Source organism: Tabrizicola oligotrophica, from assembly GCF_011008935.1.
Lineage (GTDB): Bacteria > Pseudomonadota > Alphaproteobacteria > Rhodobacterales > Rhodobacteraceae > Tabrizicola_A > Tabrizicola_A oligotrophica.
Genome location: NZ_JAAIVJ010000001.1, coordinates 685,406 through 709,762, shown reverse-complemented (window position 1 = coordinate 709,762; position 24,357 = coordinate 685,406). Strand labels below are relative to the sequence as shown.

At 65.0% G+C, this 24,357-nt stretch carries 23 protein-coding genes and 1 pseudogene; 8 read left to right on the top strand and 16 right to left on the bottom strand.

Going from position 1 to position 24,357, the window contains the following annotated elements:
- The first annotated feature begins 34 nt into the window (after positions 1–34).
- The 5 genes from argE (at position 35) to G4Z14_RS03420 (ending at position 6,260) form a co-directional block, all read left to right on the top strand.
- On the top strand, positions 35–1,192 hold the full coding sequence (gene argE, locus G4Z14_RS03440) for an acetylornithine deacetylase (protein ID WP_164623338.1): 1,158 nt from the start codon (positions 35–37) through the stop codon (positions 1,190–1,192).
- Positions 1,189–2,532, top strand: coding sequence for an NAD(P)/FAD-dependent oxidoreductase (locus G4Z14_RS03435; RefSeq protein WP_164623337.1), 1,344 nt, complete (start codon positions 1,189–1,191; stop codon positions 2,530–2,532). Before argE ends, G4Z14_RS03435 begins: the two co-directional genes overlap by 4 nt.
- Before the next feature lie 56 nt (positions 2,533–2,588).
- The gene (locus G4Z14_RS03430; protein WP_164623336.1) at positions 2,589–3,830 is read left to right on the top strand and encodes an Hsp70 family protein; all 1,242 of its coding nucleotides are present in this window, start codon (positions 2,589–2,591) and stop codon (positions 3,828–3,830) included.
- A gap of 81 nt (positions 3,831–3,911) precedes the next feature.
- Positions 3,912–5,081 (top strand): M20 aminoacylase family protein, encoded by a 1,170-nt coding sequence (locus tag G4Z14_RS03425; RefSeq protein WP_164623335.1) that lies wholly within the window; start codon positions 3,912–3,914, stop codon positions 5,079–5,081.
- Between the two features lie 12 nt (positions 5,082–5,093).
- Positions 5,094–6,260 (top strand): M20 aminoacylase family protein, encoded by a 1,167-nt coding sequence (locus G4Z14_RS03420; RefSeq protein WP_164623334.1) that lies wholly within the window; start codon positions 5,094–5,096, stop codon positions 6,258–6,260.
- A 27-nt stretch (positions 6,261–6,287) separates the two neighbouring features.
- On the opposite strand, the gene moaA is transcribed toward G4Z14_RS03420, so the two are convergent.
- Positions 6,288–7,298, bottom strand: a complete 1,011-nt coding sequence (moaA, locus tag G4Z14_RS03415) for a GTP 3',8-cyclase MoaA (protein ID WP_164623333.1) — start codon at positions 7,296–7,298, stop codon at positions 6,288–6,290.
- Between the two features lie 89 nt (positions 7,299–7,387).
- On the opposite strand from moaA, the gene G4Z14_RS03410 reads away from it, so the two are divergent.
- Positions 7,388–7,834 (top strand): hypothetical protein, encoded by a 447-nt coding sequence (locus tag G4Z14_RS03410; protein ID WP_164623332.1) that lies wholly within the window; start codon positions 7,388–7,390, stop codon positions 7,832–7,834.
- Between the two features lie 69 nt (positions 7,835–7,903).
- Here the strand turns inward: G4Z14_RS03410 and G4Z14_RS03405 are convergent, their stop codons facing one another.
- From G4Z14_RS03405 to G4Z14_RS03370, 7 genes and pseudogenes are all read right to left on the bottom strand, one after another.
- Positions 7,904–8,314 carry a hypothetical protein gene (locus G4Z14_RS03405; protein ID WP_164623331.1) on the bottom strand — a complete coding sequence of 137 codons (411 nt, stop codon included), beginning with the start codon at positions 8,312–8,314 and terminating at the stop codon, positions 7,904–7,906.
- Positions 8,311–8,838 carry a phage virion morphogenesis protein gene (locus G4Z14_RS03400; protein ID WP_164623330.1) on the bottom strand — a complete coding sequence of 176 codons (528 nt, stop codon included), beginning with the start codon at positions 8,836–8,838 and terminating at the stop codon, positions 8,311–8,313. Before G4Z14_RS03400 ends, G4Z14_RS03405 begins: the two co-directional genes overlap by 4 nt.
- Before the next feature lie 6 nt (positions 8,839–8,844).
- Positions 8,845–9,162, bottom strand: coding sequence for a helix-turn-helix domain-containing protein (locus tag G4Z14_RS03395; RefSeq protein WP_164623329.1), 318 nt, complete (start codon positions 9,160–9,162; stop codon positions 8,845–8,847).
- Between the two features lie 224 nt (positions 9,163–9,386).
- Positions 9,387–10,355 (bottom strand): annotated as a pseudogene (locus tag G4Z14_RS03390) (phage protease).
- Positions 10,355–10,786 carry a hypothetical protein gene (locus G4Z14_RS03380; protein ID WP_164623327.1) on the bottom strand — a complete coding sequence of 144 codons (432 nt, stop codon included), beginning with the start codon at positions 10,784–10,786 and terminating at the stop codon, positions 10,355–10,357. The pseudogene G4Z14_RS03390 and the gene G4Z14_RS03380 overlap by 1 nt, the downstream one beginning before the upstream one ends.
- Before the next feature lie 11 nt (positions 10,787–10,797).
- Entirely contained in the window at positions 10,798–11,376 is a 579-nt protein-coding gene (locus G4Z14_RS03375) for a Mu-like prophage major head subunit gpT family protein (protein ID WP_164623326.1), read from the bottom strand.
- 34 nt (positions 11,377–11,410) lie between these two features.
- Entirely contained in the window at positions 11,411–12,520 is a 1,110-nt protein-coding gene (locus tag G4Z14_RS03370) for a transposase domain-containing protein (protein WP_164623325.1), read from the bottom strand.
- 280 nt (positions 12,521–12,800) lie between these two features.
- Here G4Z14_RS03370 and G4Z14_RS03365 point away from each other — a divergent pair, with 280 nt between their 5' ends.
- Positions 12,801–13,328 (top strand): helix-turn-helix domain-containing protein, encoded by a 528-nt coding sequence (locus G4Z14_RS03365; protein WP_164623324.1) that lies wholly within the window; start codon positions 12,801–12,803, stop codon positions 13,326–13,328.
- A 566-nt stretch (positions 13,329–13,894) separates the two neighbouring features.
- Here G4Z14_RS03365 and G4Z14_RS03360 read toward each other — a convergent pair.
- Positions 13,895–14,056: a hypothetical protein gene (locus tag G4Z14_RS03360; RefSeq protein ID WP_164623323.1), complete on the bottom strand. Its 162-nt coding sequence runs from the start codon at positions 14,054–14,056 to the stop codon at positions 13,895–13,897.
- A 117-nt stretch (positions 14,057–14,173) separates the two neighbouring features.
- Positions 14,174–16,939: an aconitate hydratase AcnA gene (gene acnA, locus G4Z14_RS03355; RefSeq protein WP_164623322.1), complete on the bottom strand. Its 2,766-nt coding sequence runs from the start codon at positions 16,937–16,939 to the stop codon at positions 14,174–14,176.
- Positions 16,940–17,205: 266 nt separating this feature from the next.
- Between acnA and G4Z14_RS03350 the strand changes: the two genes are divergently transcribed.
- Entirely contained in the window at positions 17,206–17,910 is a 705-nt protein-coding gene (locus G4Z14_RS03350; RefSeq protein WP_164623513.1) for a DUF1223 domain-containing protein, read from the top strand.
- Between the two features lie 16 nt (positions 17,911–17,926).
- Here G4Z14_RS03350 and G4Z14_RS03345 read toward each other — a convergent pair whose 3' ends face one another.
- The 6 genes from G4Z14_RS03345 to G4Z14_RS03320 all read right to left on the bottom strand — a co-directional run bounded on the left by G4Z14_RS03345 (position 17,927) and on the right by G4Z14_RS03320 (position 24,327).
- Positions 17,927–18,814: a lysophospholipid acyltransferase family protein gene (locus tag G4Z14_RS03345; RefSeq protein ID WP_164623321.1), complete on the bottom strand. Its 888-nt coding sequence runs from the start codon at positions 18,812–18,814 to the stop codon at positions 17,927–17,929.
- A complete protein-coding gene (locus G4Z14_RS03340) occupies positions 18,807–19,694 on the bottom strand; it encodes a DMT family transporter (RefSeq protein WP_164623320.1) in 888 nt (295 codons plus the stop codon). Before G4Z14_RS03340 ends, G4Z14_RS03345 begins: the two co-directional genes overlap by 8 nt.
- A gap of 606 nt (positions 19,695–20,300) precedes the next feature.
- A complete protein-coding gene (locus G4Z14_RS03335; RefSeq protein ID WP_164623319.1) occupies positions 20,301–21,365 on the bottom strand; it encodes an ABC transporter ATP-binding protein in 1,065 nt (354 codons plus the stop codon).
- A gap of 3 nt (positions 21,366–21,368) precedes the next feature.
- Positions 21,369–22,364, bottom strand: coding sequence for a glycoside hydrolase family protein (locus G4Z14_RS03330; RefSeq protein ID WP_164623318.1), 996 nt, complete (start codon positions 22,362–22,364; stop codon positions 21,369–21,371).
- Positions 22,365–22,375: 11 nt separating this feature from the next.
- Positions 22,376–23,254 (bottom strand): carbohydrate ABC transporter permease, encoded by an 879-nt coding sequence (locus G4Z14_RS03325; protein ID WP_164623317.1) that lies wholly within the window; start codon positions 23,252–23,254, stop codon positions 22,376–22,378.
- Entirely contained in the window at positions 23,254–24,327 is a 1,074-nt protein-coding gene (locus G4Z14_RS03320; protein WP_164623316.1) for a carbohydrate ABC transporter permease, read from the bottom strand. The genes G4Z14_RS03325 and G4Z14_RS03320 overlap by 1 nt, the downstream gene beginning before the upstream one ends.
- Positions 24,328–24,357 lie beyond the last annotated feature (30 nt).

Here is a 24,357-nt window from a genome sequence, read left to right as displayed (position 1 = left end):
GGCCACCTTGCGGCCCAGATTTGGGAGAGCCGGGATGGAAGAACTGACGTCGCGTCAACTGCTGGAGCGGCTGGTCGCCTTTCCGACCGTCAGCCGGGAGAGCAATCTGGCGCTGGTGGACTGGCTGGAAACCTATCTGACCGGCCATGGCATCGAATGTCACCGCCATTGGAACGAGGATCGCCAGAAGGCGGCGCTGATGGCCCATGCCGGGCCGCGCGTTGCCGGGGCGGTGGTGCTGTCGGGGCATTCCGATGTCGTGCCGGTGGACGGGCAGGCGTGGTCGTCCGATCCCTGGGTGGTCGAAGAGCGCGACGGCCGGCTTTACGGGCGCGGCACCTGCGACATGAAGGGCTATGTCGCGCTGGCGGTCTGGGCCTTGGTGCGGGCGCAGAAGACGGGGGTGCAGCGGCCTTTGCAACTGGCGCTCTCTTATGACGAGGAACTTGGCTGCACCGGCGCCCCGCCGATGATCGAGACGCTGGGGCAGGTCTTGCCCAAAGGCTCGGCCGCACTGATCGGCGAGCCGAGCCGGATGAAGATCATCACCGGCCACAAGGGCGGCACCGGCTATCATGTACATGTGAAGGGCTTCGAAGTGCATTCCTCGCTCTTGCCCGAGGGTGTTTCGGCGATCATGGAAGGCGCGCGGCTGATCAGTTGGATCAATGACCGCAACGCCGCGATTCAGGCCCGCCCGCCGGGGCCGGTGGCGGCAACTTTCCGGCCGCCCTTTACCACGCTGCATGTCGGCATGATTTCCGGCGGCACCGCCCACAACATCACCGCCGCCGATTGTTGCTTTGCCGTGGAGATGCGGGTGGTGCCGGGCGAGGACATCGCCGCGCATGAGGCCGCTTTCGTGGCCGAGGCGCAGCGGCTGGATCTGGCGATGAAGGCGGTGCGGCCCGAGGCGGGGGTAGAACTGGACCGCTTCTTCGGAGTGCCGGGGCTGGTGCCCGAGGAGCGCGGCGAGGCCGAGGCGCTGGCTCGCCGCCTGACTGGCGACAATGCGGTGGGGGTGGTCAGCTATGGCACCGAGGCCGGGCAGTTTCAGGAAGCCGGCTATTCCGCCGTGGTCTGCGGGCCGGGTGACATCGCGCAGGCCCACCAGCCGGACGAATATCTGGAGTTGAGCGAGTTCGTGGCGGGGCAGGCGTTCATGCAGCGGCTTCTGGACATCTGTGCATGAGCAGCTTTCCGATTTCCGAAGCGACGCCCGTCCAGTTTTCCCCCGCGCTGCCAAAGGCTTGCGAGGTTGTGGTCCTTGGCGGCGGCATCATGGGGGTGATGACCGCCTGGTATCTGGCCGAAGCTGGCGTCAGGGTGGTCTTGTGCGAAAAAGGCCGCATTGCGGGCGAGCAGTCCAGCCGCAACTGGGGCTGGATCCGCCAGCAGGGCCGGGATCCGGGCGAACTGCCGATCATGGTGGAGAGCCTGCGGCTGTGGCAGGGGCTGGCGCAGGAGTTCGGCACCGGGCTGGGGTTCCGGCAAGAGGGCGTGAAGTATCTCGCCCTGACCGAGGCCGAGATGGCCGGGTTCGAGGACTGGCGCAAGCATGCCGTGTTGCACGGGATCGACACGGTGCTGCAATCGGCCGCACAGGTGAAGGCGCGGATTGCCGGCCATGCCGCGCCCTGGGTCGGCGGCATGTTCACCGCCTCGGACGCGCGGGCCGAGCCTTGGGTGGCGGTGCCGATGCTGGCGACAGGCGCGGTGGCGCGTGGCGCGGTGATCGTGGAAAACTGCGCGGTCAGGCGGCTGGATCTGGCGGCGGGCCGGGTGGCGGGGGTGTACACCGAACGCGGCCGGATCGCCTGCGAACAGGTGGTGGTGGCCGGGGGGGCGTGGTCGTCGCTGTTCCTGCGCGCCGAAGGGGTGAACATTCCGCAGCTTTCGGTCCTCGCCTCGGTGGCGCAGACCGAAGCGATGCCCGAGGTCTTTGCCGGCAATGCGGCGGATGAAAACTTCGCCTTCCGGCGCCGGCAAGACGGCGGCTATACCATCGCGCCGGGGCAGCATCATGATTTCCATATCGGGCCGGATGCCTTCCGCCATGTTCTGAAATACATCCCAACCCTGCGGAATGATTACAGGAAAACGAAATTCCGCCCGACTTCGCCCAAGGGGTTCCCGGATGCTTGGCGCACCCGGCGGCGCTGGCAGGGCGATGAGGTTTCGCCCTTTGAACAGCTGCGCGTGCTGAACCCTGCGCCGAACCTGAACACGCTGGCGCGCACCTGCGACCATTTCGCCGCCGCCCTGCCGGAGCTTGGACGGCCAAGAATCAAGACCGCCTGGGCGGGCATGATCGACACCCTGCCCGATGTGGTGCCGATCCTTGACCGCGCGCCGCTGGAGGGGCTGGTGATCGCCACCGGGCTTTCCGGCCACGGCTTTGGCATCGGCCCCGGCTTTGGCCGAGTGATGGCCGATCTGGTGCGCGGGCGGCCGGTGGGCCATGACCTCGGCCGCTTCCGCTTCGCCCGGTTTGGCGACGGATCGAAACTTGACGTTGCCAAGGGGCTCTGAGAAAGGCTCATCGAGCCCGTTCCGGGCACTTTTCGCGCGCCCTATCGGACAGGTTCATGACAGCGTTTTGCGGCATTGATTTCGGCACCTCGAATTCGACGGTTTCGCTGGCGGAGGACGGGCCGGCGCGGCTGATCGCGCTGGAGGGCGGGCAGGCCACGCTGCCCTCGGCGGTGTTCTGGCCGGACGATGGCCCCTTGTCCTTTGGCCGGGCGGCGATTGCGACCTATGTCGAGGGCGACGAGGGCCGTCTGATGCGCGGGCTGAAATCCACGCTTGGGCTTGGTCTGATTGACGAGCGCACTGCGGTCGGCGGGCGAGCTGTGACCTTTCGTGAGGTTTTGACGCGCTTCTTCAGGCACTTGCGCGCCTGTCTTGATGCTGAATCTCCCGGCGTCAGCAAGGTCGTCCTTGGCCGCCCGGTGCATTTCGTCGATGGCGACCCGGCCGCTGATGCTGCGGCCGAGGCGGCACTGGCGGCGATTGCCAAGGCCTGCGGTTTTGCCGAGGTGGGCTTTCAGTTCGAGCCCATCGCCGCCGCCCTGCGCTATGAGGAAACCGTCGCGGGCGAGGAGATCGTGCTGATCGTCGACATCGGCGGCGGCACCTCGGATGTGTCCCTTGTCCGCGTTTCGCCAGAGCGGGCGAGGGCGGCGGACCGGGCGGCGGATGTCCTTGGCAATGGCGGCATCAGGCTTGGCGGCACGGATTTCGACCGCAGCCTGTCCTTGGCCGAGGTCATGCCGCATCTGGGGCATGGCTCGACCCTGTCGCAGGGCAAGACGCTGATTCCGAACCATTATTTTCTTGATCTGGCGACATGGCACCGGATCAACAGCCTTTACGCCCCGCGCAAGATGGCCGAGATCAAGGGGCTGATGCAGGATGCCGACCGGCCCGATCTGGTGGGGCGGCTGGTGCGGGTGGCGGAAACCCGCGCGGGTCATGCGCTGGCGATGGAGGTCGAGGCGGCGAAGATCGCGCTCTCCGGGGCCGAGGCGGTGCGCTTGGCGCTGAAGCCGGTCTGCGGCGGGCCGAACCCGATGGTGCTGCGCGCCCGGTTCGAGGCGGTGCTGGCCCCCGGTCTGGCCCGCATTGCCGGGCTGATCGCCGAGGTGCTGGCGCAGGCCGGGACAGCACAGGTGGGAACGGTGTTCCTGACCGGCGGCTCGTCGGACCTGCCGGCGCTGCGCGGGCTGGTGGCGGAGTTGTTGCCCGGCGTCAAGCTGGCCACCGGAGACATGCTGGGCTCGGTGGGCGCAGGGCTGGCCTTGGAGGCGCGGCGGCGTTTCGCCTGAGCGATCGGTCATCTTGCCGGTCGCTTGGGGGTTGCGGGTCCGGGGGCTTTGGCACAGGCTGACCGCCAGAGGAGCGTTTTCATGGCCATCCGTAACCGCTTTGCCGAACTGCATGCCGAGATCGCCGGCTGGCGGCAGGACTTCCACCGCCATCCCGAACTGCTTTACGATCTGCCCCGAACCTCTGGCCGGGTGGCGGAGCTGTGCCGCAGCTTTGGCTGTGACGAGGTGGTGACAGGCATCGGGCAGAGCGGCGTGGTGGCGCTGATCCATGGCCGCAAGACCGCATCGGGCCGGGTGGTGGGCCTGCGCGCCGATATGGACGCGCTGCCGATCCATGAGGCGACCGGGGCGGCCCATGCCTCGACCGTGGCGGGCAAGATGCATGCCTGCGGCCATGACGGGCATACCGCCATGCTGTTGGGGGTGGCAAAATACCTGAGCGAAACAAGGGCCTTCGATGGCACCGTCGCGCTGATCTTCCAACCCGCCGAGGAAGGCGGGGCGGGGGCCAAGGCCATGGTCGATGACGGGCTGATGGAGCGTTTTGCCATTGACGAGGTTTATGGCCTGCACAACGAGCCGGGTACGCCGGTTGGTCAGTTTGGCTTGCGCCCCGGTCCGCTGATGGCCGCATCCGATCGTTTCTACATCACGGTGACGGGGAAGGGCGGTCATGCCGCCGAGCCGCATCGCGCGGTGGATACCACGCTGGTTGGCTGTCACATCGTCGTGGCGCTGCAATCGGTGGTGGCGCGCAACGCTGATCCCTTGTCCAGTCTGGTGGTGACGGTCGGCACCTTCAAGACCGACTCCGATGCGCTGAACGTGATTGCGCATCAGGTCGTCATGGAAGGCACAGTGCGGGCGCTGGATGATGCCGGGCGCGATCTTGCCGAGGCGCGGATCACCGCGCTGGTGAAAAGCACCGCCGAGGCCTTTGGCGCCGTGGCCGAGGTGCGGTATGAGCGCGGCTATCCGGTAACGGTGAACAGCCCCGCCGAGACCGAATTTGCCGCCCGTGCCGCCGAAACCGTGGTCGGAAAGGTGGCGCGTGACGTCAAGCCGATCATGCCGGCCGAGGATTTCTCCTATATGCTTCAGGTCCGCCCCGGCGCCTATATCTTCATGGGCAATGGCGACAGCGCCATGTGCCACCACCCCGCCTATGACTTCAACGACGAGGCCATCCCGGCCGGATGCAGCTATTTCGTCACCCTTGTCGAGCAGCGCCTGCCGCTCTCAGCCTGAAAGGACTTGTCCATGCCCGTTAAGAACCGCTTTGCCGAGATGTTGCCGGAGCTGACTGCGATCCGCCGCGACATCCATGAAAACCCCGAACTGCTGTTCGACGTGCATCGCACCGCCGCCAAGGTCGCTGCCTTCTGCCGCGAGATCGGCTGTGACGAGGTGGTGGAGGGTATTGGCCGCACTGGCGTTGTCGCGGTCATCAAAGGCAAAACCGATACGTCGGGCCGGGTGATCGGGCTGCGCGCCGACATGGATGCGCTGCCGATCATCGAGCAGACCGGGGTAGACTATGCCTCGAAAACCCCGGGAAAGATGCATGCCTGCGGCCATGACGGCCATACGACCATGCTGATGGGCGCGGCCAAGTATCTGGCCGAGACCCGCAATTTCGACGGCTCCGCGGTGATGATCTTCCAGCCCGCCGAAGAGGGCGGCGGCGGCGGGCGCGAGATGTGCGCCGAGGGCATGATGGACCGCTGGGGCATTCAGGAGGTTTACGGCATGCACAACATGCCGGGGATTCCGGTTGGCACCTTCGCCATTCGCCCCGGCGCGATCATGGCTTCGGCCGACCAGATCGAGATCACGGTGACGGGGAAGGGCGGCCATGCCGCCAAGCCGCATGACTGCATCGATTCGACCGTGGTGGCGGCGCATATCGTGGTGGCCTTGCAGACCATCGCCTCGCGCGGGGTCGATCCGATGAAACAGGTCGTCGTCTCGGTCTGCACGGTGGAAACCGACAGCCCGGCGCATAACGTCATCCCGCAGGTGGTGAAGATGAAGGGCACGGTGCGGACCATGGATTTCGCGGTGCAGGATTTCGTCGAGCGCCGGATCCGCGAGATCTGCGAGGGCACGGCGCTGGCCTTGGGCGCCAAGGCCGAGGTGAACTACATGCGCGGCTATCCGGTGACGGTGAACACGCCGGAAAACACCGAATTCGCAGTCGCGGTGGCCCGCGCGGTTTCGGGCAAGGTCGATGCCGACACCCCGCCGCTGATGGGGGCCGAGGATTTCAGCTTCATGCTTCTGGAGCGGCCCGGCGCCTATATCTTCATGGGCAACGGCGATACCGCGATGGTGCATCACCCCGCCTACAACTTTGACGACAATGCGATTCCCTTCGGCTCAAGCTGGTATGCCGGCATGGTCGAAACCCGGATGCCGGCGGCCTGACGGCCGGTGCGGCCCCGCCGGCGGCGCTCAGCCGCCGGTGTGGCTCATGTGGCGGGTGGTCTGGCCCGCAACCTTTTGCCGCGAATAGTCGAAGTCATGCCCCTTGGGCTTGCGGCTGATGGCGGCGCGGATCGCCTCGTGCAACAGCGCATCGTCGGGGCTGGCGCGCAAGGGCGCGCGCAGGTCGGCCATGTCCTCCTGCCCGAGACACATGTAAAGCTCTCCGGTGCAGGTCAGCCGCACCCGGTTGCAGCTTTCGCAGAAGTTATGGGTCAGGGGGGTGATGAAGCCCACCTTCTGCCCGGTCTGGTTCAGCCGGACATAGCGGGCCGGCCCGCCGGTGCGCTCGGCCAGATCGGTGAGCGTGAAGCGGCTTTCCAGCCGGGCGCGCAGGTCTTTCAGGCTCCAGTACTGGTCGAGACGGTGGACATCGCCCATCTCGCCCATCGGCATGACTTCGATGAAGGTCAGGTCATGGCCCTGCTCGCCGCACCAGTCGATGAGGGGGAACAGCTCGTCTTCGTTGAAGCCTTTCAGCGCCACCGCGTTGATCTTGACCCGTAGCCCGGCCTCTTGCGCGGCGCGGATGCCGTCCAGCACCTGCGGCAACCGGCCCCAGCGGGTGATTTCGGCGAATTTCGCCGTGTCGAGCGTGTCGAGCGAGACGTTGACGCGCTTCACCCCGCACTCGGCGAGTTCCGCGGCGTATTTCGCCAGCTGGCTGCCGTTGGTGGTCAGCGTCAGTTCCTTCAGCGCGCCGGTCTGCAGGTGGCGCGACATGGCGCGGAAGAGGGTCATGATGCCCTTGCGCACCAGAGGCTCGCCGCCGGTGATCCGCAGCTTCTGCACGCCCGAGGCGACGAAAGCGCTGCACAGCCGGTCGAGTTCCTCCAGCGTCAGGAGGTCGGCCTTCGGCAGGAAGGTCATGTGTTCGGTCATGCAATAGGTGCAGCGGAAATCGCAGCGGTCGGTGACCGAGACGCGCAGATAGCTGATCGCGCGGGCGAAGGGATCGACCAGGGGGGCGAGGTTTTCCATGCCGTAAAGGTAGGCGCGCGGACCGCCGCCGACAAGGAGGAAAGCGGCGGTTGCGTGACGCTGGGCGGCAGACTATCGTCTTAGGCATGATGAAACACGCGCTGGTTCCTGCCCTCTGCATCGCGGCCCTGACGTCCTGCGCCGGCTTGGGCCGGCAGGGGGGCGGTAGGCCTGCGGCCGATGTGGCGCCGCTGGACGCAGCGCAGGTCATGTTGCAACCGGGCGCGCAGTCGGCTGCGGCCTTGGACCAGACGACCGACGCCGAGAAGGCCGCGGCGCTGGCGGCGCCAGTGGCAGGCGCACGGGAGCTCGGCAAGACCAGCGTGGCCTTGGGCAGTCCGGCAGAGCAGGGGTTCTGGCTGAAATCGCCCCTCGTCTCGGCGCCGGGCAAGGGCAAGGTGGTGACGGCAAGCGGGGCTTCGGTCGCGGTGGATCTGCTGCCGGGGTCGGGCGGGGCGCTTCTGTCGCTGGCCGCCTATCGCGCGCTCGGGCTGGCGCTGACCGATCTGCCGGAAGTCACGGTTTTCGCGGAGTGATGGGGGTGCCCTGTGTGTTGCCACATGCTCTGCGGTGCAGTGTCATAAGGTCTGACAAAAGATGGCGAATTACGGGATTACCCGATTGGAGCTGATATTTGTCGATTGAGCGCCATCGCTTTGGGCTGTTTCAAGCGGCAGGAAGCGGCCTGTTTTGAGCCACCAGCGGTGGACGCTTGACCGGGAAATGTGGCGGTCTGGCGGGAAGGCTTGCTTCAGCTCTGCCACGATATCGCTAAAGGTCAGGCGGTCAAGGCGGGCGATGATGAAGGCTTTGACCTCGGGGTCTGCTTCGACTTTGGGCAATCCGCCGCGCTTGTGGGCGGCGCGGTGCGCGGCCTTTGCATCGCCGTTAAACGCCCCTTTAACGCCCCCTTTAAAGGCACCTTCAAGGCCGGTCAAATCGCGGTCCAGATCGGCCAGCTTGCCGCGCAACTGTCCGACGATTCGCACTGGGTTATCGTAGGGTTTTCGTGTCATCCGGGCCTGCCCCAAGCTTGCGTCATAGCGTCGGCAATAAGGTCCGTGACATTCGTGCGGTCCTGTTCCGAGAAGCCCATAAACGGCCGGGCCGGAATGTCGCCCCAAGGGGCAACCCCGTTAAATGCGCGACCGTTCTTGTCCGTGCCGGAATAGGCCCCAAGTGACCCCTTCGGCGCGCCGAAGTGCATCACAGCGGCGTAGAGGGCGGAAGATGACAGCTCCATGAAGTCGGGGCCTGCCTCATGGTGCAGGGACATACCCATCATGTCGCCCGTTCGGATCAAAGGCCCCGCCGAAGCGCCTTTTTGAAACCCGCCCGTAAGATAGCTTTGGATTGTGGCGGGCGACTTCGGCGCAAAGCGTTGACCCTCGGGCGTGGCCCCATCTGCAATACGCTGGCGCGTGCTTGCGACCATGTATTGCCCGATTTGATCCATGACCGGAATTAGGTTGTCCATAGACGAGGCCAGCCGGACAAGTCCCGCCGTGATTTCGTCTTCCTCAAGCTCAACCGTGAACATGGCTTCCTATCCCTTGCGCCAGCGCCGAACCGATACCTCGGACACGCGCAAGGTTCGGGCGATGTGGGCAGTTGAGTGGCCTTGCCAATGCAGCATGGCGGCAAGCCACTTCGATGCCAGAGGGACACGCAAGGGCAGGCGGTGTGCGACGGCCGCGAGGGACTTGGCCTTTTCCTGCCCGATCAACCGGACATATGCCGCGCGCTCTGTCGGCTCTTCCGCGATGGTGAGCTCTGCCCCGCCAAAGGCCACAAGGAAGGCGACGGCCGTATCCGCGCCCAAGGCTTCAACATAGGGTTCAACCTGTGCCGTGGGGCGCGGCATGGGGCGGTGAAGGGCGGTGCTGTCTGTGGGCATGGGGAACATTCCAGACGGGGGAAGCAGCGCGCGACCGGCACCGCAAAGAAGGGGTGTTGCCGGGCGTCTCGTGCCACCCGGCAACAGGAACCGCGCTTGACCCCGGAGAAGGTTCGGCGCGGCTTCTTGACCTCTGGCCGGTCGGCTTCGCAATACAACCGGCCAGAGGCATCCTTGGCGCTCTCAGGCGCTTATGAGCTGGCCAGCGTGCCGGGCTTAAGCCCGAGCTGGGCACAGATAGAGGCTTCGGTTTCCGACTCGGCTTGCGCCGTCCCGCTGATCCGGTCAGGGGCCGGACCGGATACCGGCGCTGGCTTGCCGAAATGCGCGAAGACCGGGCCGACACCTGACAGGAAGTCATCAAAGGACGCTTCATCCGACCGGCACAGGGCCAAGGCCCAAGTCTGCATGCCGCGCGTGATGTAACCCGCGTTGACTGCCGCGCGCACCTTTTCCTGTGCGCGGCCTTCAGCCACTTCGGCATTCTCGGCGCGGCGCACCGAAAGCATTTCCTGCACCGCTGCAACCGGCATGTATTTGGCCGGGTCGGGCTCCTTGGTCAGCTGGGCGGCAAGTTTGGCCATCAGCTCTTTGGGCGAGGCACCGGCAGACAGGCCAAGCAGTTTGGCCAGCTCTGTCCCAAACTCGGCAAAGCTGAGATCGGCGGCAGGCGTCTTGGGGGTGGCGGGTTCGGGCGGCATGACGGTTTCCTGACTGGCAAGGGCCGTAAGGTGAAGGTTCGGATTGTGGACAAGCCCCGCGCCCTTGAGGCGCACGATTTGCCGTGTCTTGGGGTGGAAGAGAAAGGAGGGGCTGAGATAGCGGTATTCCTAGCGCCCGATCATCTCGCGCGCGGTTGCCGTCCATTCTACCCGGCCCCAAAGGCCGCTTTCGTCTGCCTTGAGTTCCTTGATCCAACCGGCCGCAGGCACCGGCCCGGAAAGCTTGGCTTCGGGCTTGTCGTTCTGGTGTTCATAGTCAATTGGCAGATCGATGCTGCTGGACTGGAAGGCCAGCACAAGGCCCGCCGCGTCGGCCAGTTCGAATGTGCGGCCGTCGCGGCCGGTCATCTTGCCATCGGGCAGAAGGTGGACCCATTCCGGGGCCGCGCCGCTTGGCCCCAAGGCCCGGTCACAGGTGGCAAGAACAAGCCCGGTCATCAGATGCCGCCGCGCGTCACGGCTTCGTCAAGGCGAACCCAGACCGTGCCGCCCTCGATGCCATCCACATAGCCCGCAGGCGAGCGGGTTCCGGTGCCATCGGTCTTGGCGACGGTCTGATCGTCGGCGATGTAGCACAGCTTGCCAACGTCCGCCTGTGTCACCAGATCGGCGGCAAGGTTGGCAAAGCCAAAGATGCCCGTCCGGTATTCGCAGCGCAGATCACCCGCCGCGCCCGTGGTGTTGTCGAAAGTGTCAGAGGCGCGGCCAACACCGATGCAGCCGGTCGCCGTAGCCCCTTTGGTCACATGCCCGGCCGCGTTGCGCATGACGATTGCGCCCATGAAGACCTTCACGGCTGCCGCCATCGGTTCAATGCGATGGTCGCCAAGCCGCATGGTGGTGTTACGCCCGCTGTTCAACGCAGTCATTGAAGCCCCCTTTACAGATACGGCGTGACGATGACCTTGGCCGTGCCCTTCCAAGGGTTCGAACCGCCGCCGTCTTTGGTTTCGGTGTTGACCAGGTGAAGTGCCGCCTCTTCAAGCGAGGGCGGCACGACCAGGACATTCGGCACGATGCCAAGCTTGCGCCCGCCATCGGCGGTGAAGCCCATCATCGCCGCGCGCGCCGTCGCGTAGTTGGTGGAGTTCAGCGCCTGCTTGGACCCCCAAGCCAACTGCCACAGGCCAAAGCCCGCATTGACGCGGGCGCGCAGCCCATAGAGGTACTTGTCGTGAATGAAGACGTGTTCGTCTTCGGGGCGGGTGAGCTGCTGGAACTCATAGCCGTCCCGCTCTTGCCAGATCATCGGGCGCACCCCGCGCGAGGTGTCCAGAAGGAACCACGCATCGCCCGTACCGCCGTCGGTATTGGCAACCGTGGTATCGTTGCCTTCGGCGTCTTTCACCGGGTGATCGGTGTCGAAGAAGTTTTGCCCGTCATAGCAGGGCGAGGCAAAGCCGCGCGCCAGAAGATCGAAAATCAGTTCGTCCGGGTGACGCTTGGCCGCTTGTCCCATTTCCGACAGGGCAGGCTTGAAGATGCCAAGCCGATCACCCTTTGCGCGGGGCGCAGTTCACCAGATCGATGCCGTAAATCTTGAACAGGCCCGGCACGTCCCAATCAGGTGTCTTAGTGTCCTTGCGCCGGATCAAGGGTGTCAGGCCACCAGCCATGCGCCGCCCGTTGAAAGCCCCGCCGTTGTCTGTAACTACACGGCGGGGAATCCCGTGGGTTTCGCACATGAGGCGCGTCGCCTCTGCCGTAACCTCTTCGTTTTCCGAGTCCGAGATAGCCCAACTGACAATCTTTGAAGACGCCCGGTCTGCATAGACGATAATCCAAGGACAACCGACCGTGCCGTTCTCAAACCGGACCTTCACCTTGAACTCGCGGCCGTCCAGTTCGACCTGTTCCATCGCCTTCATGCCGTCAACCGACCGATGCAACCGCAAGGTCAGCGACTTTGCCGCGTCCTCTTCACCTTTGGTCAAGGTGCGCTGTTCTTCGACTGGCAGGCGGTAGAAGGTGCGAAGAACCGTCCGGTAAGGGGGCCAAACCCAACCTTCCTTGGCCTTCTTTTCCGCCACCTTTGCCCAAGCCTTCTTGAGGTTCGCCCCGGTGCCGTTCCGGCCCCATGCCGCGACCAAAGCGCAGAACTCATCCCATGCCGCTTCTGACATTGGCGCGCGGGCGGTGCGCCCCTTGAAGTCAGGCGCAAGCGCAGGTGCCCAGTTCGCCGGGTCAATCCCTTCAACCCGTTTAAACCACCTGTTAACGGTCTGTTCACAGGGCACTTCACCAAGGCTTGCCGCCTTGATCTGCGGTGCGATCTGATGCAATTTCAGGCCCGCCGCGCGGCCCTTATGCACAATCCCTAGCACCTTGGCCCGCGCATGTGCCGTGGCCTGCACCCCTACCGGTTTTGCCATCAAAGCAAGGTGCGCCGCGTCATCCTGTTCCCCAAAGGCAAGCCCCGCCTCTTCGGCAAGCTTGAGCCTATAGGCAAGCTGAACGTCTTCGGGAAGGTCCATAAGCGAGTAGATAAAGCGCTTGCCGTCTTGCTGAACTGGCACCGCAAGACGCTTGAGCCAGTCGCGCAACCCTCTTTCGGATGTGGGAAGGCCGGGCAATCCAACGAGGTCTGAAACAGCCAGCATCATTCTACTGATACCCCTGCTGCGCACTTGATCTTGGCCACCAGTGCCGTCGCCTTAGGTCCAGCCCATTTCCCGGTAAGGGCACGATGTGCCCCGGCAGGGTCAATCCCATTGGAGTTGCACCAAGCGTGCAGCGTCGTTCGCTGCTGAATGAATGCTGACCGGACACGCAAGAGCATGTGGTCTTCGGCTGCGTTTTCGACTATCTTGGTATTCATGGTTTCGACGCATGGTGATCTTCATACGACATATGATGATCATCATAACTTACAAGAGGCTTGTTATGGCTGAGGACACATTTTCCGCGCGCCTTCGCGGTTTGCGTGAGCGGAACAACTGGAATGCTCGGATCATGTCTGAAAAAACAGGCATCCCGAAACAGACCCTTGAAAGCTATATGTCCTTGAAAGCAGGGCCTTTGCCCGGCCTTGATGCCCTGAAGAAAATTGCTCTAGGACTTGAAGTATCGTTGGATTGGTTGGTCTTTGGCGCTCAACCGGTCGGGGATGAGGTTGCCCAAATAGTCCGGCTTTCTGCCATGTCAGGCGCGCTACCTTGTTTCGAGTTGCTCTTGAACAAGCTGCAACAAGGTGAAGCGGTCCTGAGATCAGACGGAACGTTGCTCGGCTTGACACCCCAAGAATGGGCGGCAGACATTGGCTGGCGAGCGGGCGAGAAGGCCAAAGCAATTACGGAAGCGGGAACTTCGAGGGCTACCCTTGCAGTTGCTGAGCGAGCGATGAAGTCTGAATTGGAAGGCGTCCTGAAAGATCGTTTCGGTTCCGGAATCGGATCGGCAACCGGCAACTAAATGGTTGCCAACTAGAAGGGAAACGGGAACCAATCGGTTCCCTTTGCAAATTCTGCACCATTGATTTTATTGAATATTTTTCTGACACCAGAGTTTGCAGACCCCGCAAACCCCACCAATTCCGCCTGAAACGTGTAAAACCAAGTGACACCGCTTCCCCATAACCCCTTGATTTTAAACAATCCGCCAAACCCCCAAATATCAAACCAAGTGTCGCCGCTCAGTGCCCCCCCACCCCCGGCCCCTCCCCACGAGGGGGAGGGGAGGGGACTTTGTGGTCGGGGGGATGCGCGTTGGGCCGCCGGTCGGGCGCTGGGGCTGGTGATGGCCAATCTGTCTGACTCACGGTCTTTGCCGGGATGCGCCGCCCCCCACCCCGGCCCCTCCCCGCGAGGGGGAGGGGAGGGGACATTGCGGTTGGGGGGATGCTTTTGGCCGCCGGTCGGGCGCTGGGGCTGGTGATGGCCAATCTGTCTGACTCGTGGTCTTTGCCGGGAAGCGCTGCCCCCCACCCTCGGCCCCTGCCCACGGAGGGGGAGGGGAGGTGTTATCCGGCTCCGATGGGGTCAGACCGGCAGGATCAGGAGCCAGGCGGTCAGGAGGATGGCGATTTCGGCAATCGGGATCGGCAGAAGGCCGAGCAACAGGCCGAGGACACGCCTGCGGGCGGGCGGCGCGGGGTCGGGGGCGGCGAGGGCAGGGAAGCGGGGTGCGGTGGTAACGGTCATCGGGGCAGCCTGTGAAGGGGTGTCCCCAAAGCTAGCGGCGCAGGGCTTTCTGCGGGCTTAACAAGACCGAAGGCCCGGATCGCTCCGGGCCTTCGTCTTGGAAACAGTCTGTTTCGGTCAGCGCGACGCCAGATCGCGCAGCACGTAGTGCAGGACGCCGCCGTGTTCGATGTATTCGATCTCGATCGCGGTATCGATCCGGCACTTGATCTGGATGGTCTTCGTCGACCCGTCGCCATAGGTGATGTGGCAAGGCACAGTGGAGAGCGGCTTCAGATCGCCTTCCAGCCCCTCGATGGCCACCACCTCGTCGCCCTTGAGGCCAAGGGTCTTGCGGGTGTCGCCGCCGGTGAACTCGAAGGGGATGACGCCCATGCCGACGAGGTTCGAGCGGTGGATGCGCTCGAAGGATTCCGCGATCACCGCCTTGACGCCCAGAAGCGCGGTGCCCTTGGCCGCCCAGTCGCGCGAGGAGCCAGCGCCGTATTCGATGCCGCCGAAGATCACCAGCGGCGTGCCGGCGGCCTGATAGGCCATCGAGGCGTCGAAGATGGTGGTCTGCGCGCCATCGGGGCCTTTGGTGAAGCCGCCTTCAACGCCGTCCAGCATCTCGTTCTTGATGCGGATGTTGGCGAAGGTGCCGCGCATCATCACTTCATGGTTGCCGCGACGCGCGCCGTAGGAGTTGAACTCGGATACCGGAACCTGACGTTCGGTCAGGTATTTACCGGCCGGGGTGCCGGCCTTGAAGCTGCCCGCGGGCGAGATGTGGTCGGTGGTGATCATGTCACCCAGAAGTGCCAGAACGCGGGCGCCGGAGATGTTGTGGATCGCGCCCTTGGTCTTGGCCATGCCCTGGAAATAGGGCGGGTTCTGGATATAGGTCGACGAGGCCGGCCAGTCGTAGGTTTCGCTGTCGGTCACCTTGACGCCCTGCCATTTGGCGTCGCCCTTGAAGACATCGGCGTATTTCTTGCGGAAGGCTTCGCGCGTCACGGTGCTGTGGACGAGATCGGCGACTTCCTTGTTGGTCGGCCAGATGTCCTTCAGATAGACCGGCTTGCCGTCCTTGCAGGTGCCGAGGGCCTCGCAGCTCAGGTCGATGTTCATGTCGCCGGCCAGCGCATAGGCGACGACCAGCGGCGGCGAGGCGAGGTAGTTGGCGCGGACGTCGGGCGAGATGCGGCCTTCGAAGTTGCGGTTGCCCGACAAGACCGAGGTGGCCACCAGATCGCCTTCGGCAATCGCCGCCGAGATCGCCGGGTCAAGCGGGCCGGAGTTGCCGATGCAGGTGGTGCAGCCATAGCCCACAAGGTTGAAGCCGACGGCATCAAGGTCTTCCTGCAACCCGGCGGCGTTCAGGTATTCACTGACGACCTGGCTTCCGGGCGCAAGCGAGGTTTTCACCCAGGGCTTGGACTTCAGGCCAAGGGCGCGGGCCTTGCGGGCGACCAGACCGGCGCCGATCATCACATAGGGGTTCGAGGTGTTGGTGCAGGAGGTGATCGAGGCGATCACCACCGAGCCGTCGCGCAGCGCATAGTTCTTGCCGGCGACCTTGGCGAAGGAAAAACCGCAATGGCCGGACAGCTCTGCCGGGAAATCGGCGCCGCCCTCGGCATTCCATTCGATGGTCTGTTCGGCGCTGGCAACCGGCAGTTTCCGCTCGCAGCGGATGTATTCGCCAAAGGTTTGCGCCGCTTCGGTCAAGGGCAGGTAGTCCTGCGGGCGCTTCGGGCCGGAGATGGCCGGAACGATGCTGCCCATGTCGAGGTGCAGGGTGGAGGTGTAGATCGGGTCATAGCCTTCGTCGCGCCACATGCCGTTGGCGCGGGCGTAAGCTTCGACCAGCGCAATGCGGGCCTCGTCGCGCCCGGTGTTGCGCAGGTAGCGGATGGTCTCGGCGTCGATCGGGAAGAAGCCGCAGGTGGCGCCGTATTCCGGGGCCATGTTGGCGATGGTGGCGCGGTCGGCGAGCGGCAGGTGGTCAAGACCCTCGCCGTAGAATTCGACGAACTTGTTCACCACGCCATGCTTGCGCAGCATCTGCACGACCTTCAGCACGAGGTCGGTGGCGGTGGTGCCTTCGATCATGGCGCCGGTCAGCTTGAAGCCGACGACTTCGGGGATCAGCATGGAGACCGGCTGGCCCAGCATCGCCGCTTCGGCCTCGATGCCGCCGACGCCCCAGCCGAGGACGGCCATGCCGTTGACCATGGTGGTATGGCTGTCGGTGCCGACCAGCGTGTCGGGATAGGCAACCTCAACGCCGGTCTGGTCGGTGTCGGTCCAGACAGTCTGGGCGAGGTATTCAAGGTTCACCTGATGGCAAATGCCGGTGCCCGGGGGCACGACGCGGAAGTTGTTGAAGGCGTTCTGGCCCCATTTCAGGAAGACATAGCGCTCCATGTTGCGCTCGTATTCGCGGTCGACGTTGGCTTGGAACGCGCGCGGCGTGCCGAATTCGTCGATCATCACCGAGTGGTCGATGACAAGATCAACCGGGGCGAGCGGATTGATGCGCTGCGCATCGCCGCCAAGGCCCTTGATGCCGTCACGCATGGCGGCAAGGTCGACCACGGCCGGAACGCCGGTGAAATCCTGCATCAGGACGCGGGCCGGGCGGTAGGCGATTTCGATCGGGTTCTTGCCGCCCTTCTTGCCCCAGTCGGAGAAGGCCTTGATGTCATCCACCGAAACCGTCTTGCCGTCCTCGAAGCGCAGCATGTTCTCCAGAACCACCTTCAGCGAGGCCGGAAGCCGGGAGAACTCGCCCAGGCCCGCCTTTTCGGCGGCGGGGATCGAGTAATAGGCGATGGTCTTGCCGCCTGCGGTCAGGGTCTGGCGGGTCTTGGCGCTGTCGTGTCCGACGGTCACGGTCATGGGGGCCTCCAATGGCTGGACGATGGCTGTGGTTGGCAGGGTCTTTGCCGCAAGGACGCGACCCGCGCAAGGGAATCATTCGGGCTTGGCCTGCATTGTATGCAATTGTATGCCGAATAGGAAGCGACAATCTTCGGGCAATTTCAAGGGCGGCACGGTCGACCGATCGTGAGGCGCGGGGCGGGTCCGGCTCGCAAAACCTTGATTGGCAGCGGGGCCTGCGGTTTTGTAGAAGGAAGGGGCAACCGGGGATCGGAACCACCATGATGCGACAGATTGTCAGCGCCGCATGCGGCCTGTGGCTTTGTGCCGCCCAAGGCGCGCTGGCACAAGAGGCGGCGGGGCCGGTGGTGGTGGAGCTTTACACCTCGCAGGGCTGCTCGTCCTGCCCGCCGGCGGATGCGCTGCTGGCCGAGCTTGCCGACCAGCCGGGGGTGATCCCGCTTGCGTTGCATGTGGACTATTGGGATTACATCGGCTGGGCCGACCAGTTCGCCCAGCCGGGATTCACCAAGCGGCAGAAAGCCTATGCCAAGGCAGTCGGAGAGCGGATGATCTACACGCCGCAGATGATCGTCGGCGGGGTGGACCGGGTGGTCGGCCATGAGCCCGAGGCCGTGGCCGAGGCGATTGCCCGCGCGGCGCAGGTGCGCAGCCCGGTGCGGCTGACGGTCACGCGGGTCGGCCGGCAACTGGTGATCCGTGCTGTCGCCATTCCGCCCCTGGACGCGCCGGCGATGGTGCAGCTGGTGGGGTATCGGCCGGGGGCCACAGTCGAGATCAGCCATGGCGAGAACGCCGGGCTGGCGGTGGAATATCGCAACATCGTCACCTCATGGGAACGTCTGGGCGACTGGTCGGGGCAGGAACCGCTGGAACTGGCGGCGCCGGCGCCCGGCGACGGGCCGGGCGTGGTGATCGTGCAGCGGCAGGGTCCGGCAGAGATTCTGGCGGCGGCGCGGATCGACTGAGGCGCTGCCCCAAGGTCTATTCCGACGGTCTGCGGGTGGTCTTCCAGCGCCGGTGGATCCAGAACCATTGCTCGGGGTTGTGCTGTACGCGGGCCTCGAGGCTGCGGGTCAGGGCCTTGGTCATCTCAAGCGCGTCGCTGTGCGGGATCGGTGCTTCCAGCGCGACGGTGAAGCCCAGCCCGTCAGGCTGCCTTGTGCCGTAGAACGCGATCAGATCCGCCCCATAGCGCAGCGCCAGTTCGGCGGCGGACAGCGCGGTCTGGGCGGGGTGGCCGAGAAAGTCGATCCGTGGGCCGCGGGCGTTCTGGTCAAACAGCAGCACCAGCAGCCCGCCGGCCTTCAGGTGCCGCACAAAGCCCGTCGTCCCGGTGCGGCCCTGCGGAAAGACCGGGCCGCCGAAGGCCTCCATCGTGCGGATGTAATGGGCGTTGAAATAGGGATTGCGCATCGGCCGATAAAGCCCGCCGATGACGAAGCCGCGCGCAACCAGCGCCGCCCGCGCCGCTTCGTAATTGCCGAAATGGCCGGAGACGAGGATGACCGGGCGGCCTTCGGCACTGGCGGCCTCCAGCGCGGCAAGACCGGGGCCGGAGATCGGAAAGCCGGCGGCGCGCGCGGTGAACTCGGCGGTGGAGTAGTTCTCGATCAGGCTGCGACCGGCATTGTCGAGCGCGCCCGCGGCGATCTTGCGGCGGCGGGTCTCGGGCATGTCGGGCCAGATCAGCGCCAGATTTTCCCGCGCCCGGCGGCCGTAGCCCGCCAGCGGACCGATCACCTGCCGCATCAGCCAGCCCATGAACGGCACGCGCAGGCCATAGGGCAAGGCCAGCATCGCCGCGATCAGGCCGCGGATCACGCGGTCGGACAGCCAGTAGGCGGGTTGAAAGGGAGGCTTGTCAGTCATCCAGAGCCAGCGCCTGCGCCTTGCGCGCGGCCAGAGTTTCGCGGTGCCAGACATAAAGCCCCGCGACGACGATCACAAGCGCGCCGATCAGCGTCCAGCCATCGGGCCAGTCGTCGAAGAACAGCACCGACCAGAGCGTCGAGAACACGATGCCAAGATAGGTGAAGGGCGCGACGACCGAGGCTTCGACGCTGGAAAACGAGCGGATGATGCAAAGCTGCGCCGCGGTGCCAAGGCATCCGACTAGGAAGAACAGCCCGAGGTCGGGCAGGCTTGGCGTGATCCAGACCTGCGGCAGCCAGGCGCCGGTGACGAGCGCGCCGAAAAGCGCGCCATACATCAGCGAGGTCCAGAACGGCTCGCGCGCGCCGATATGGCGGGTGAGCAGCGCGTTGCCGGCATAGGCGACCGCGTTGGCAAGCGGCAGGAGGGCGGCAAGCTGGAACACCTCGGCCCCCGGCCGGATGATGATGAGCGCCCCGGCCAGCGCGGCAAAGACGCCGAACAGGCGGCGCGGGCCGAGCTTTTCGCCCAGAAACAGCGCCGCGCCAAGGGTGATGAGGACAGGGCTGGTGTCGGCCAGCGCAGTCGCCTCGGGCAGGCCGATATAGGCCAGCGACAGGAAGAAGAAGCCCGTCGCGCAAAGCTGGAAGGCCGAGCGCCAGAGATGCAGCCAAGGGTGCGCCGTGCGCAGCATCGGCCCCATGCGCGGGCCGAGCAGCGCCGCCACGATCACCGCCTGCCCGGCAAACCGCGCCCAGACCACCTGCGGCGCGGGGTAACGGGCGATGAGCCCCTTGGCGACGGCATCCATGACGGTAAAGAGGAAAACCGCAAGGATCATCAACAGGATGCCCTTGCGGGTGGTGTCGGCAGTCATGGGGGATGGGTCCGGCTGGGAGCGTTCGCGCGGCACAATGGCGGAGATTGGCGGCGGGGGAAAGGGGGGACGGGCAGGGCTTGCAGAGATCCCGCGCCGCAGCTCCGGGAGGGGCGAATTGCGGCTCTCCTGCCCGGCCAAACCGGGATCTTGCCGCCAGTGGCCGCAACCCGGCAGCACCGGCAGAGCCGCCACTTGCGGATGTAGGCTTGCGCGGACGGGGCATTCCTGAGTGGGCGGGTGCCGGGCTGGCCGGACTTGTCGCGGCTGCCACGAGGGGAGAGACGTCTGCGGCAGGCCCCACAGGTTTTGGCGTGGGACACTCCGTCCTTGGCTGCGGTGCCCGTCCCGCGTGTCGTCGCAGGGGCGCGCGCAGCATGGCGGGGGCGTTCCGCAAGCGTGCCCGCCGATGGGGCCGCGTGCAAAACCTTGCGATGCCTGGAGCCGGGCGCGGGTGCGGCCAGGCGAGCGGTGGTCAGGTTTGTCCTCTGGCCTTGTGCCCGGCGCGCTGCGGGCACAGAGCGGCGCAGGCGCGGCCGGCAGATCTGTCCTGCGCGCCCCGGCCCTGGGCTGGTGGTCGGTCTGGCCGGAGCGCCCCCGAAAAGATCAGGGCGCGGCGAAGAGATGCGCCTTGTCGGCGGCGAAATCGAAGGCCACCTGCGCCCCGACTGGAAAGACCACATCCTGCGGCAGGGCTGCGATCAGCGAGCTGTCGTCCTTCAGCTTTACCTCGACCATCGTTTCCGCGCCCAGCCGTTCGGTCAGGGCCACGGTGCCCTGCAGGCGCCCCGGCGCTTCAGCGATCGAGAGATATTGCGGGCGCAGGCCAAGGATTGCCGCATCTCCGGCCTTGAAGCTGGCCGAACGGGTCGAGACTTCGACCGGGTCCAGGGCGGCGTTCGACACCAGCGCGGTGTTGCCGTTGACGGCCTGTACCGTGACCTTAAGGAAATTCATCGAGGGCGCCCCAAGGAAGCCCGCGACGAACAGGTTGGCCGGGTTCTGATACAGTTCCATCGGCGTGCCGATCTGCATGACCTGCCCGTCCTTCAGCACCACGATCTTGTCGGCGAGCGTCATCGCCTCGACCTGATCGTGGGTGACATAGATCATGGTCGCGCCAAGCGCCTTGTGCAGCTTGCCGATCTCCATCCGCATGTCCATCCTGAGCGCGGCATCAAGGTTCGAGAGCGGTTCGTCGAACAGGAAGACCTTGGGCTGGCGCACGATGGCGCGGCCGATGGCGACCCGCTGGCGCTGGCCGCCCGAAAGCTGGCTGGGGCGGCGGTCGAGCAGATGCTCCATTTGCAGGATGCGGGCGGCTTCCGCGACCTTGGCCGCTTTTTCCGCCTTGGACGCCCCCGCGATGGTCAGGCCGAAGGCCACGTTTTCCCGCACGGTCATGTGCGGGAAGATGGCATAGGACTGGAACACCATGGCCACGCCGCGCTGGGCGGGCGGCAGGTCGTTGACGCGGCGCTCGGCGATGGTCAGGCTGCCCGAGGTGATGTCCTCAAGCCCGGCGATCATCCGCAGCAGGGTGGATTTGCCGCAACCGGACGGGCCGACGAAAACGCAGAACTCGCCATCCTCGATGTCGATGTCGACGCCCTTGATCACATGGGCATTGCCGTAGCTTTTCCGCAGGTCTTTCAGCTGAATCCGTGCCATGTCCTACTCCGCCGCTTGCAGAAGGGGGGCCACATGCAAGAGGCCCGCCGGATTTACCGTGATGGCTTCGGGGTCCATCACATAGCCGCCGAAATGATCCTTGCCGCCGTCGGCAAAGCCGAGGATGACCAGACCCTGCGGCCCCTCGACGATCCGGGCCGCGTAGCGCCGGCAGGGTTCGGCCCCGTCAAGGAAGGGGCCGGGGGCGATGCGCCACGGGCCGCGGGGATGATCGGAAATCAGGTAATGCGAGCCGGTCAGCGGCGTTTCGGGATTGTCGCGGCGATATTGCTCGGACCAGTGGCCCGCGGCGGTGCAGAACAGGCAGTACCAGCGCTGGCCGAGCTGAAAGACCTGCGGCACTTCAAGCTGGCCGAAGCCGCCGTGAAACACCGGGGGCTGCAGCGTCCAGGTCATCAGGTCGGGCGAGGTGGCAAAACCGACCGCCCCGCCGGCGTTGAGTTCGGGCACGCCCGGCACGCGGGCGGTGAAATACATCAGCCAGCCGTGGCCCTCGGGGTCTTTCATCACCCAGGGGTCGCGCAGGGCGCGATCGTGCCAGCCGCTGTCCTTGTGGTCGATCTCGTAGCAGCCGGCATTCGGGCCGGTCAGGTCGAGGCAGAGACCGGTGCCGACCCGCGTCCAGTTGTGCAGATCGCTCGACGTGGCGTGGCCGATCCGCTGATAGAGCGAGCGTTCGGATTTCCGCGTGCCGGTGTAGAACAGGTGCCAAAGCCCGGCGTCATCCTGCACGACCGACCCGGTCCAGGTCGTGCTGTCGTCCCAGGCCGGGCCGTTGCGCTGCGGTTCGAACGAGGTGCCGAGATCGGTCCAGTTCACCAGGTCCTTGGACACGGCGTGGCGCTGAGTTGCGTTCATGTGGCGCAGATCGGGGTCGATCAGCGATTTCGGCGCTTGCAGGAAATAGCCGTGGAAGGTGTCGCCATCCTTGGCATACCAGCTGTCCCACATCCATCGGTCGGCGATCTTATGAGCCATGTGTCATCTCCTCAGCCCTTCACGCCGGTCGAGGCAATCGACGCGATGAAGGATTTTTGCAGGTAAAGGTAGAAGGCAAGCACGGGCACGGTGATCAGGCTCAGATAGGCCATGACCTCGCCCCATGCGACGTTGAGCTGGAAGAAGTATTGCAGGCCCACCATCACCGGGCGGTAGCCTTCTTCCTGCGTGACCATCAGCGGCCAGAGATACTGGTTGTACATCACAAGGAATTTCAGGATCGCCGCCGTGGCAAGGATCGGCCCGGACAGCGGCATCACCACCTTGCGGTAGATCTGCGCCCAGCTGGCGCCTTCCACCCGGGCGGCCTCGATCAGTTCGCCCGGCAAGTCCTTGAAATACTGCACGAAGAGAAAGACCGTCAGGCCATCGGCGATGAAGGGGACGATCTGGATGCGGTAGCTGTTCATCCAGCCCCAGCTGATGCCGTCCAGCCCGAGCCAGGGCAGGTTGGCGGCCATCAGCAGCAGCGGAATGGCGATCGTCTCGAAAGGCAGGATCAGCGTGGCCAGAAGGATGGCGAGCAGGGTTTCGCGCCCCTTCCAGCGCACGAAGACAAAGGCGAAGCCGGCCGCGGAACAGACCACGAGCGACAGCACCACCGTCACGCCGGTGATGAGGACGGAGTTGAAGACGAAGGTCCAGACCGGCGCGCGCTGGAAGGCGGCGGCATAGTTGTCCAGGCTGATGTCGCCCACCGGCAGGAAAGCGCGGAGCGAGCCGGAATCCTGCAGCAATTGCTGGTCGGGCTTCAGGCTGGACATCACCATGAACACCAGCGGGAAGACGAAGATCAGCGCGATCAGCACCAGAACCGCATAGCGGGTGGCAAGGCGCAGGCCTTGGGTGTCGGCGGAAATCATGGTCATCAGCTCCTTTCCCGCGTCAGCCAGCGTTGGATCAGGGAAATCGTCAGGACGATGACGAACAGGATCACCGAGATCGCCGAGCCGCCGGAAATGTCCTGCTTGCCGTAGCCGCGTTCGATGGCCTGAAAGACGATCGTCTGGGTGCTGTCGAGCGGGCCGCCGTTGGTCATCACGTCGATCTGGGCGAACAGACCGAAGGCCTGCATGGTGATCACGATCAGGATCAGGATCGCGGTGTTGCGCAGGCCCGGCCAGGTGATGTAGCGAAACACCTGCCATTTCGAGGCACCCTCGATGGCCGCCGCCTCGTAAAGCGTCGGCGAAATGGTTTGTAGCCCGGCAAGCCAGATCACCATGTGGAAGCCCACCGCCTGCCAGATCGACATGGCGATGATTGCGCCAAGCGCTGTCGAGGGATTGCCCAGCCAGTCGACGGCCGGCAGAGTGCCGAAGCTGAGCGTGCCCAGCAGGTTGTTCAGCAGGCCCGATTGCCCGTCATAGATCAGCCGCCACAAGAGCGACACGACCACGATCGACACGACCACGGGCATGAAATAGAGGGCGCGGAAGATGTTGATGCCGCGCAGACGCTGGTTGATCAGCAGCGCCAGACCGAGGGCGAGCCCCGCCTGCACCGGAGCCACGACGAGCACGAAGACGAAGGTGTTGACGATGGCCGTCATGAACACCACGTCGCGCGCCAGCACGACCGTCCGCGCCGCGCCACCTGTGGAAAAGCTGAACCACTCGCGCATCCCCGCAAGATCGGGGCGGTCGGGGTTGTTGCGCGTCAGGCTGCGGATCGAGGGATAGTCCGGCGCGCCGTCCTTCAGCACCAGCTCGCCTGCCGCGTCGCGGACCGGCTCCAGCGTAAGGGTGGCCACATCGAGCAGCTGGCGGTAGTTCGACAGCCCGATGAATTCGGTCGGGTTGGGCGACACCAGCCGCTGATTGGTGAAGGAGAGGCCAATGGCCAGAAAGAACGGCAGGATCACGAACCCCGCGATCAGCAGGATCGCCGGCCCCGCCATGAGCCAGCCCGTCCGGTTGGACTGAGTGAACTTCGACGCCATCGTCGCCTCGCGTGATGTGGGATGTGGCAG

Coding starts and splice junctions, on each gene's coding strand:
- argE (WP_164623338.1), top strand. CDS start 35: ATGGAAGAACTGACGTCGCGTCAACTGCTGGAGCGGCTGGTCGCCTTT.
- G4Z14_RS03435 (WP_164623337.1), top strand. CDS start 1,189: ATGAGCAGCTTTCCGATTTCCGAAGCGACGCCCGTCCAGTTTTCCCCC.
- G4Z14_RS03430 (WP_164623336.1), top strand. CDS start 2,589: ATGACAGCGTTTTGCGGCATTGATTTCGGCACCTCGAATTCGACGGTT.
- G4Z14_RS03425 (WP_164623335.1), top strand. CDS start 3,912: ATGGCCATCCGTAACCGCTTTGCCGAACTGCATGCCGAGATCGCCGGC.
- G4Z14_RS03420 (WP_164623334.1), top strand. CDS start 5,094: ATGCCCGTTAAGAACCGCTTTGCCGAGATGTTGCCGGAGCTGACTGCG.
- moaA (WP_164623333.1), bottom strand. CDS start 7,298: ATGGAAAACCTCGCCCCCCTGGTCGATCCCTTCGCCCGCGCGATCAGC.
- G4Z14_RS03410 (WP_164623332.1), top strand. CDS start 7,388: ATGAAACACGCGCTGGTTCCTGCCCTCTGCATCGCGGCCCTGACGTCC.
- G4Z14_RS03405 (WP_164623331.1), bottom strand. CDS start 8,314: ATGACACGAAAACCCTACGATAACCCAGTGCGAATCGTCGGACAGTTG.
- G4Z14_RS03400 (WP_164623330.1), bottom strand. CDS start 8,838: ATGTTCACGGTTGAGCTTGAGGAAGACGAAATCACGGCGGGACTTGTC.
- G4Z14_RS03395 (WP_164623329.1), bottom strand. CDS start 9,162: ATGCCGCGCCCCACGGCACAGGTTGAACCCTATGTTGAAGCCTTGGGC.
- G4Z14_RS03380 (WP_164623327.1), bottom strand. CDS start 10,786: ATGACTGCGTTGAACAGCGGGCGTAACACCACCATGCGGCTTGGCGAC.
- G4Z14_RS03375 (WP_164623326.1), bottom strand. CDS start 11,376: ATGGGACAAGCGGCCAAGCGTCACCCGGACGAACTGATTTTCGATCTT.
- G4Z14_RS03370 (WP_164623325.1), bottom strand. CDS start 12,520: ATGATGCTGGCTGTTTCAGACCTCGTTGGATTGCCCGGCCTTCCCACA.
- G4Z14_RS03365 (WP_164623324.1), top strand. CDS start 12,801: ATGGCTGAGGACACATTTTCCGCGCGCCTTCGCGGTTTGCGTGAGCGG.
- G4Z14_RS03360 (WP_164623323.1), bottom strand. CDS start 14,056: ATGACCGTTACCACCGCACCCCGCTTCCCTGCCCTCGCCGCCCCCGAC.
- acnA (WP_164623322.1), bottom strand. CDS start 16,939: ATGACCGTGACCGTCGGACACGACAGCGCCAAGACCCGCCAGACCCTG.
- G4Z14_RS03350 (WP_164623513.1), top strand. CDS start 17,206: ATGCGACAGATTGTCAGCGCCGCATGCGGCCTGTGGCTTTGTGCCGCC.
- G4Z14_RS03345 (WP_164623321.1), bottom strand. CDS start 18,814: ATGACTGACAAGCCTCCCTTTCAACCCGCCTACTGGCTGTCCGACCGC.
- G4Z14_RS03340 (WP_164623320.1), bottom strand. CDS start 19,694: ATGACTGCCGACACCACCCGCAAGGGCATCCTGTTGATGATCCTTGCG.
- G4Z14_RS03335 (WP_164623319.1), bottom strand. CDS start 21,365: ATGGCACGGATTCAGCTGAAAGACCTGCGGAAAAGCTACGGCAATGCC.
- G4Z14_RS03330 (WP_164623318.1), bottom strand. CDS start 22,364: ATGGCTCATAAGATCGCCGACCGATGGATGTGGGACAGCTGGTATGCC.
- G4Z14_RS03325 (WP_164623317.1), bottom strand. CDS start 23,254: ATGACCATGATTTCCGCCGACACCCAAGGCCTGCGCCTTGCCACCCGC.
- G4Z14_RS03320 (WP_164623316.1), bottom strand. CDS start 24,327: ATGGCGTCGAAGTTCACTCAGTCCAACCGGACGGGCTGGCTCATGGCG.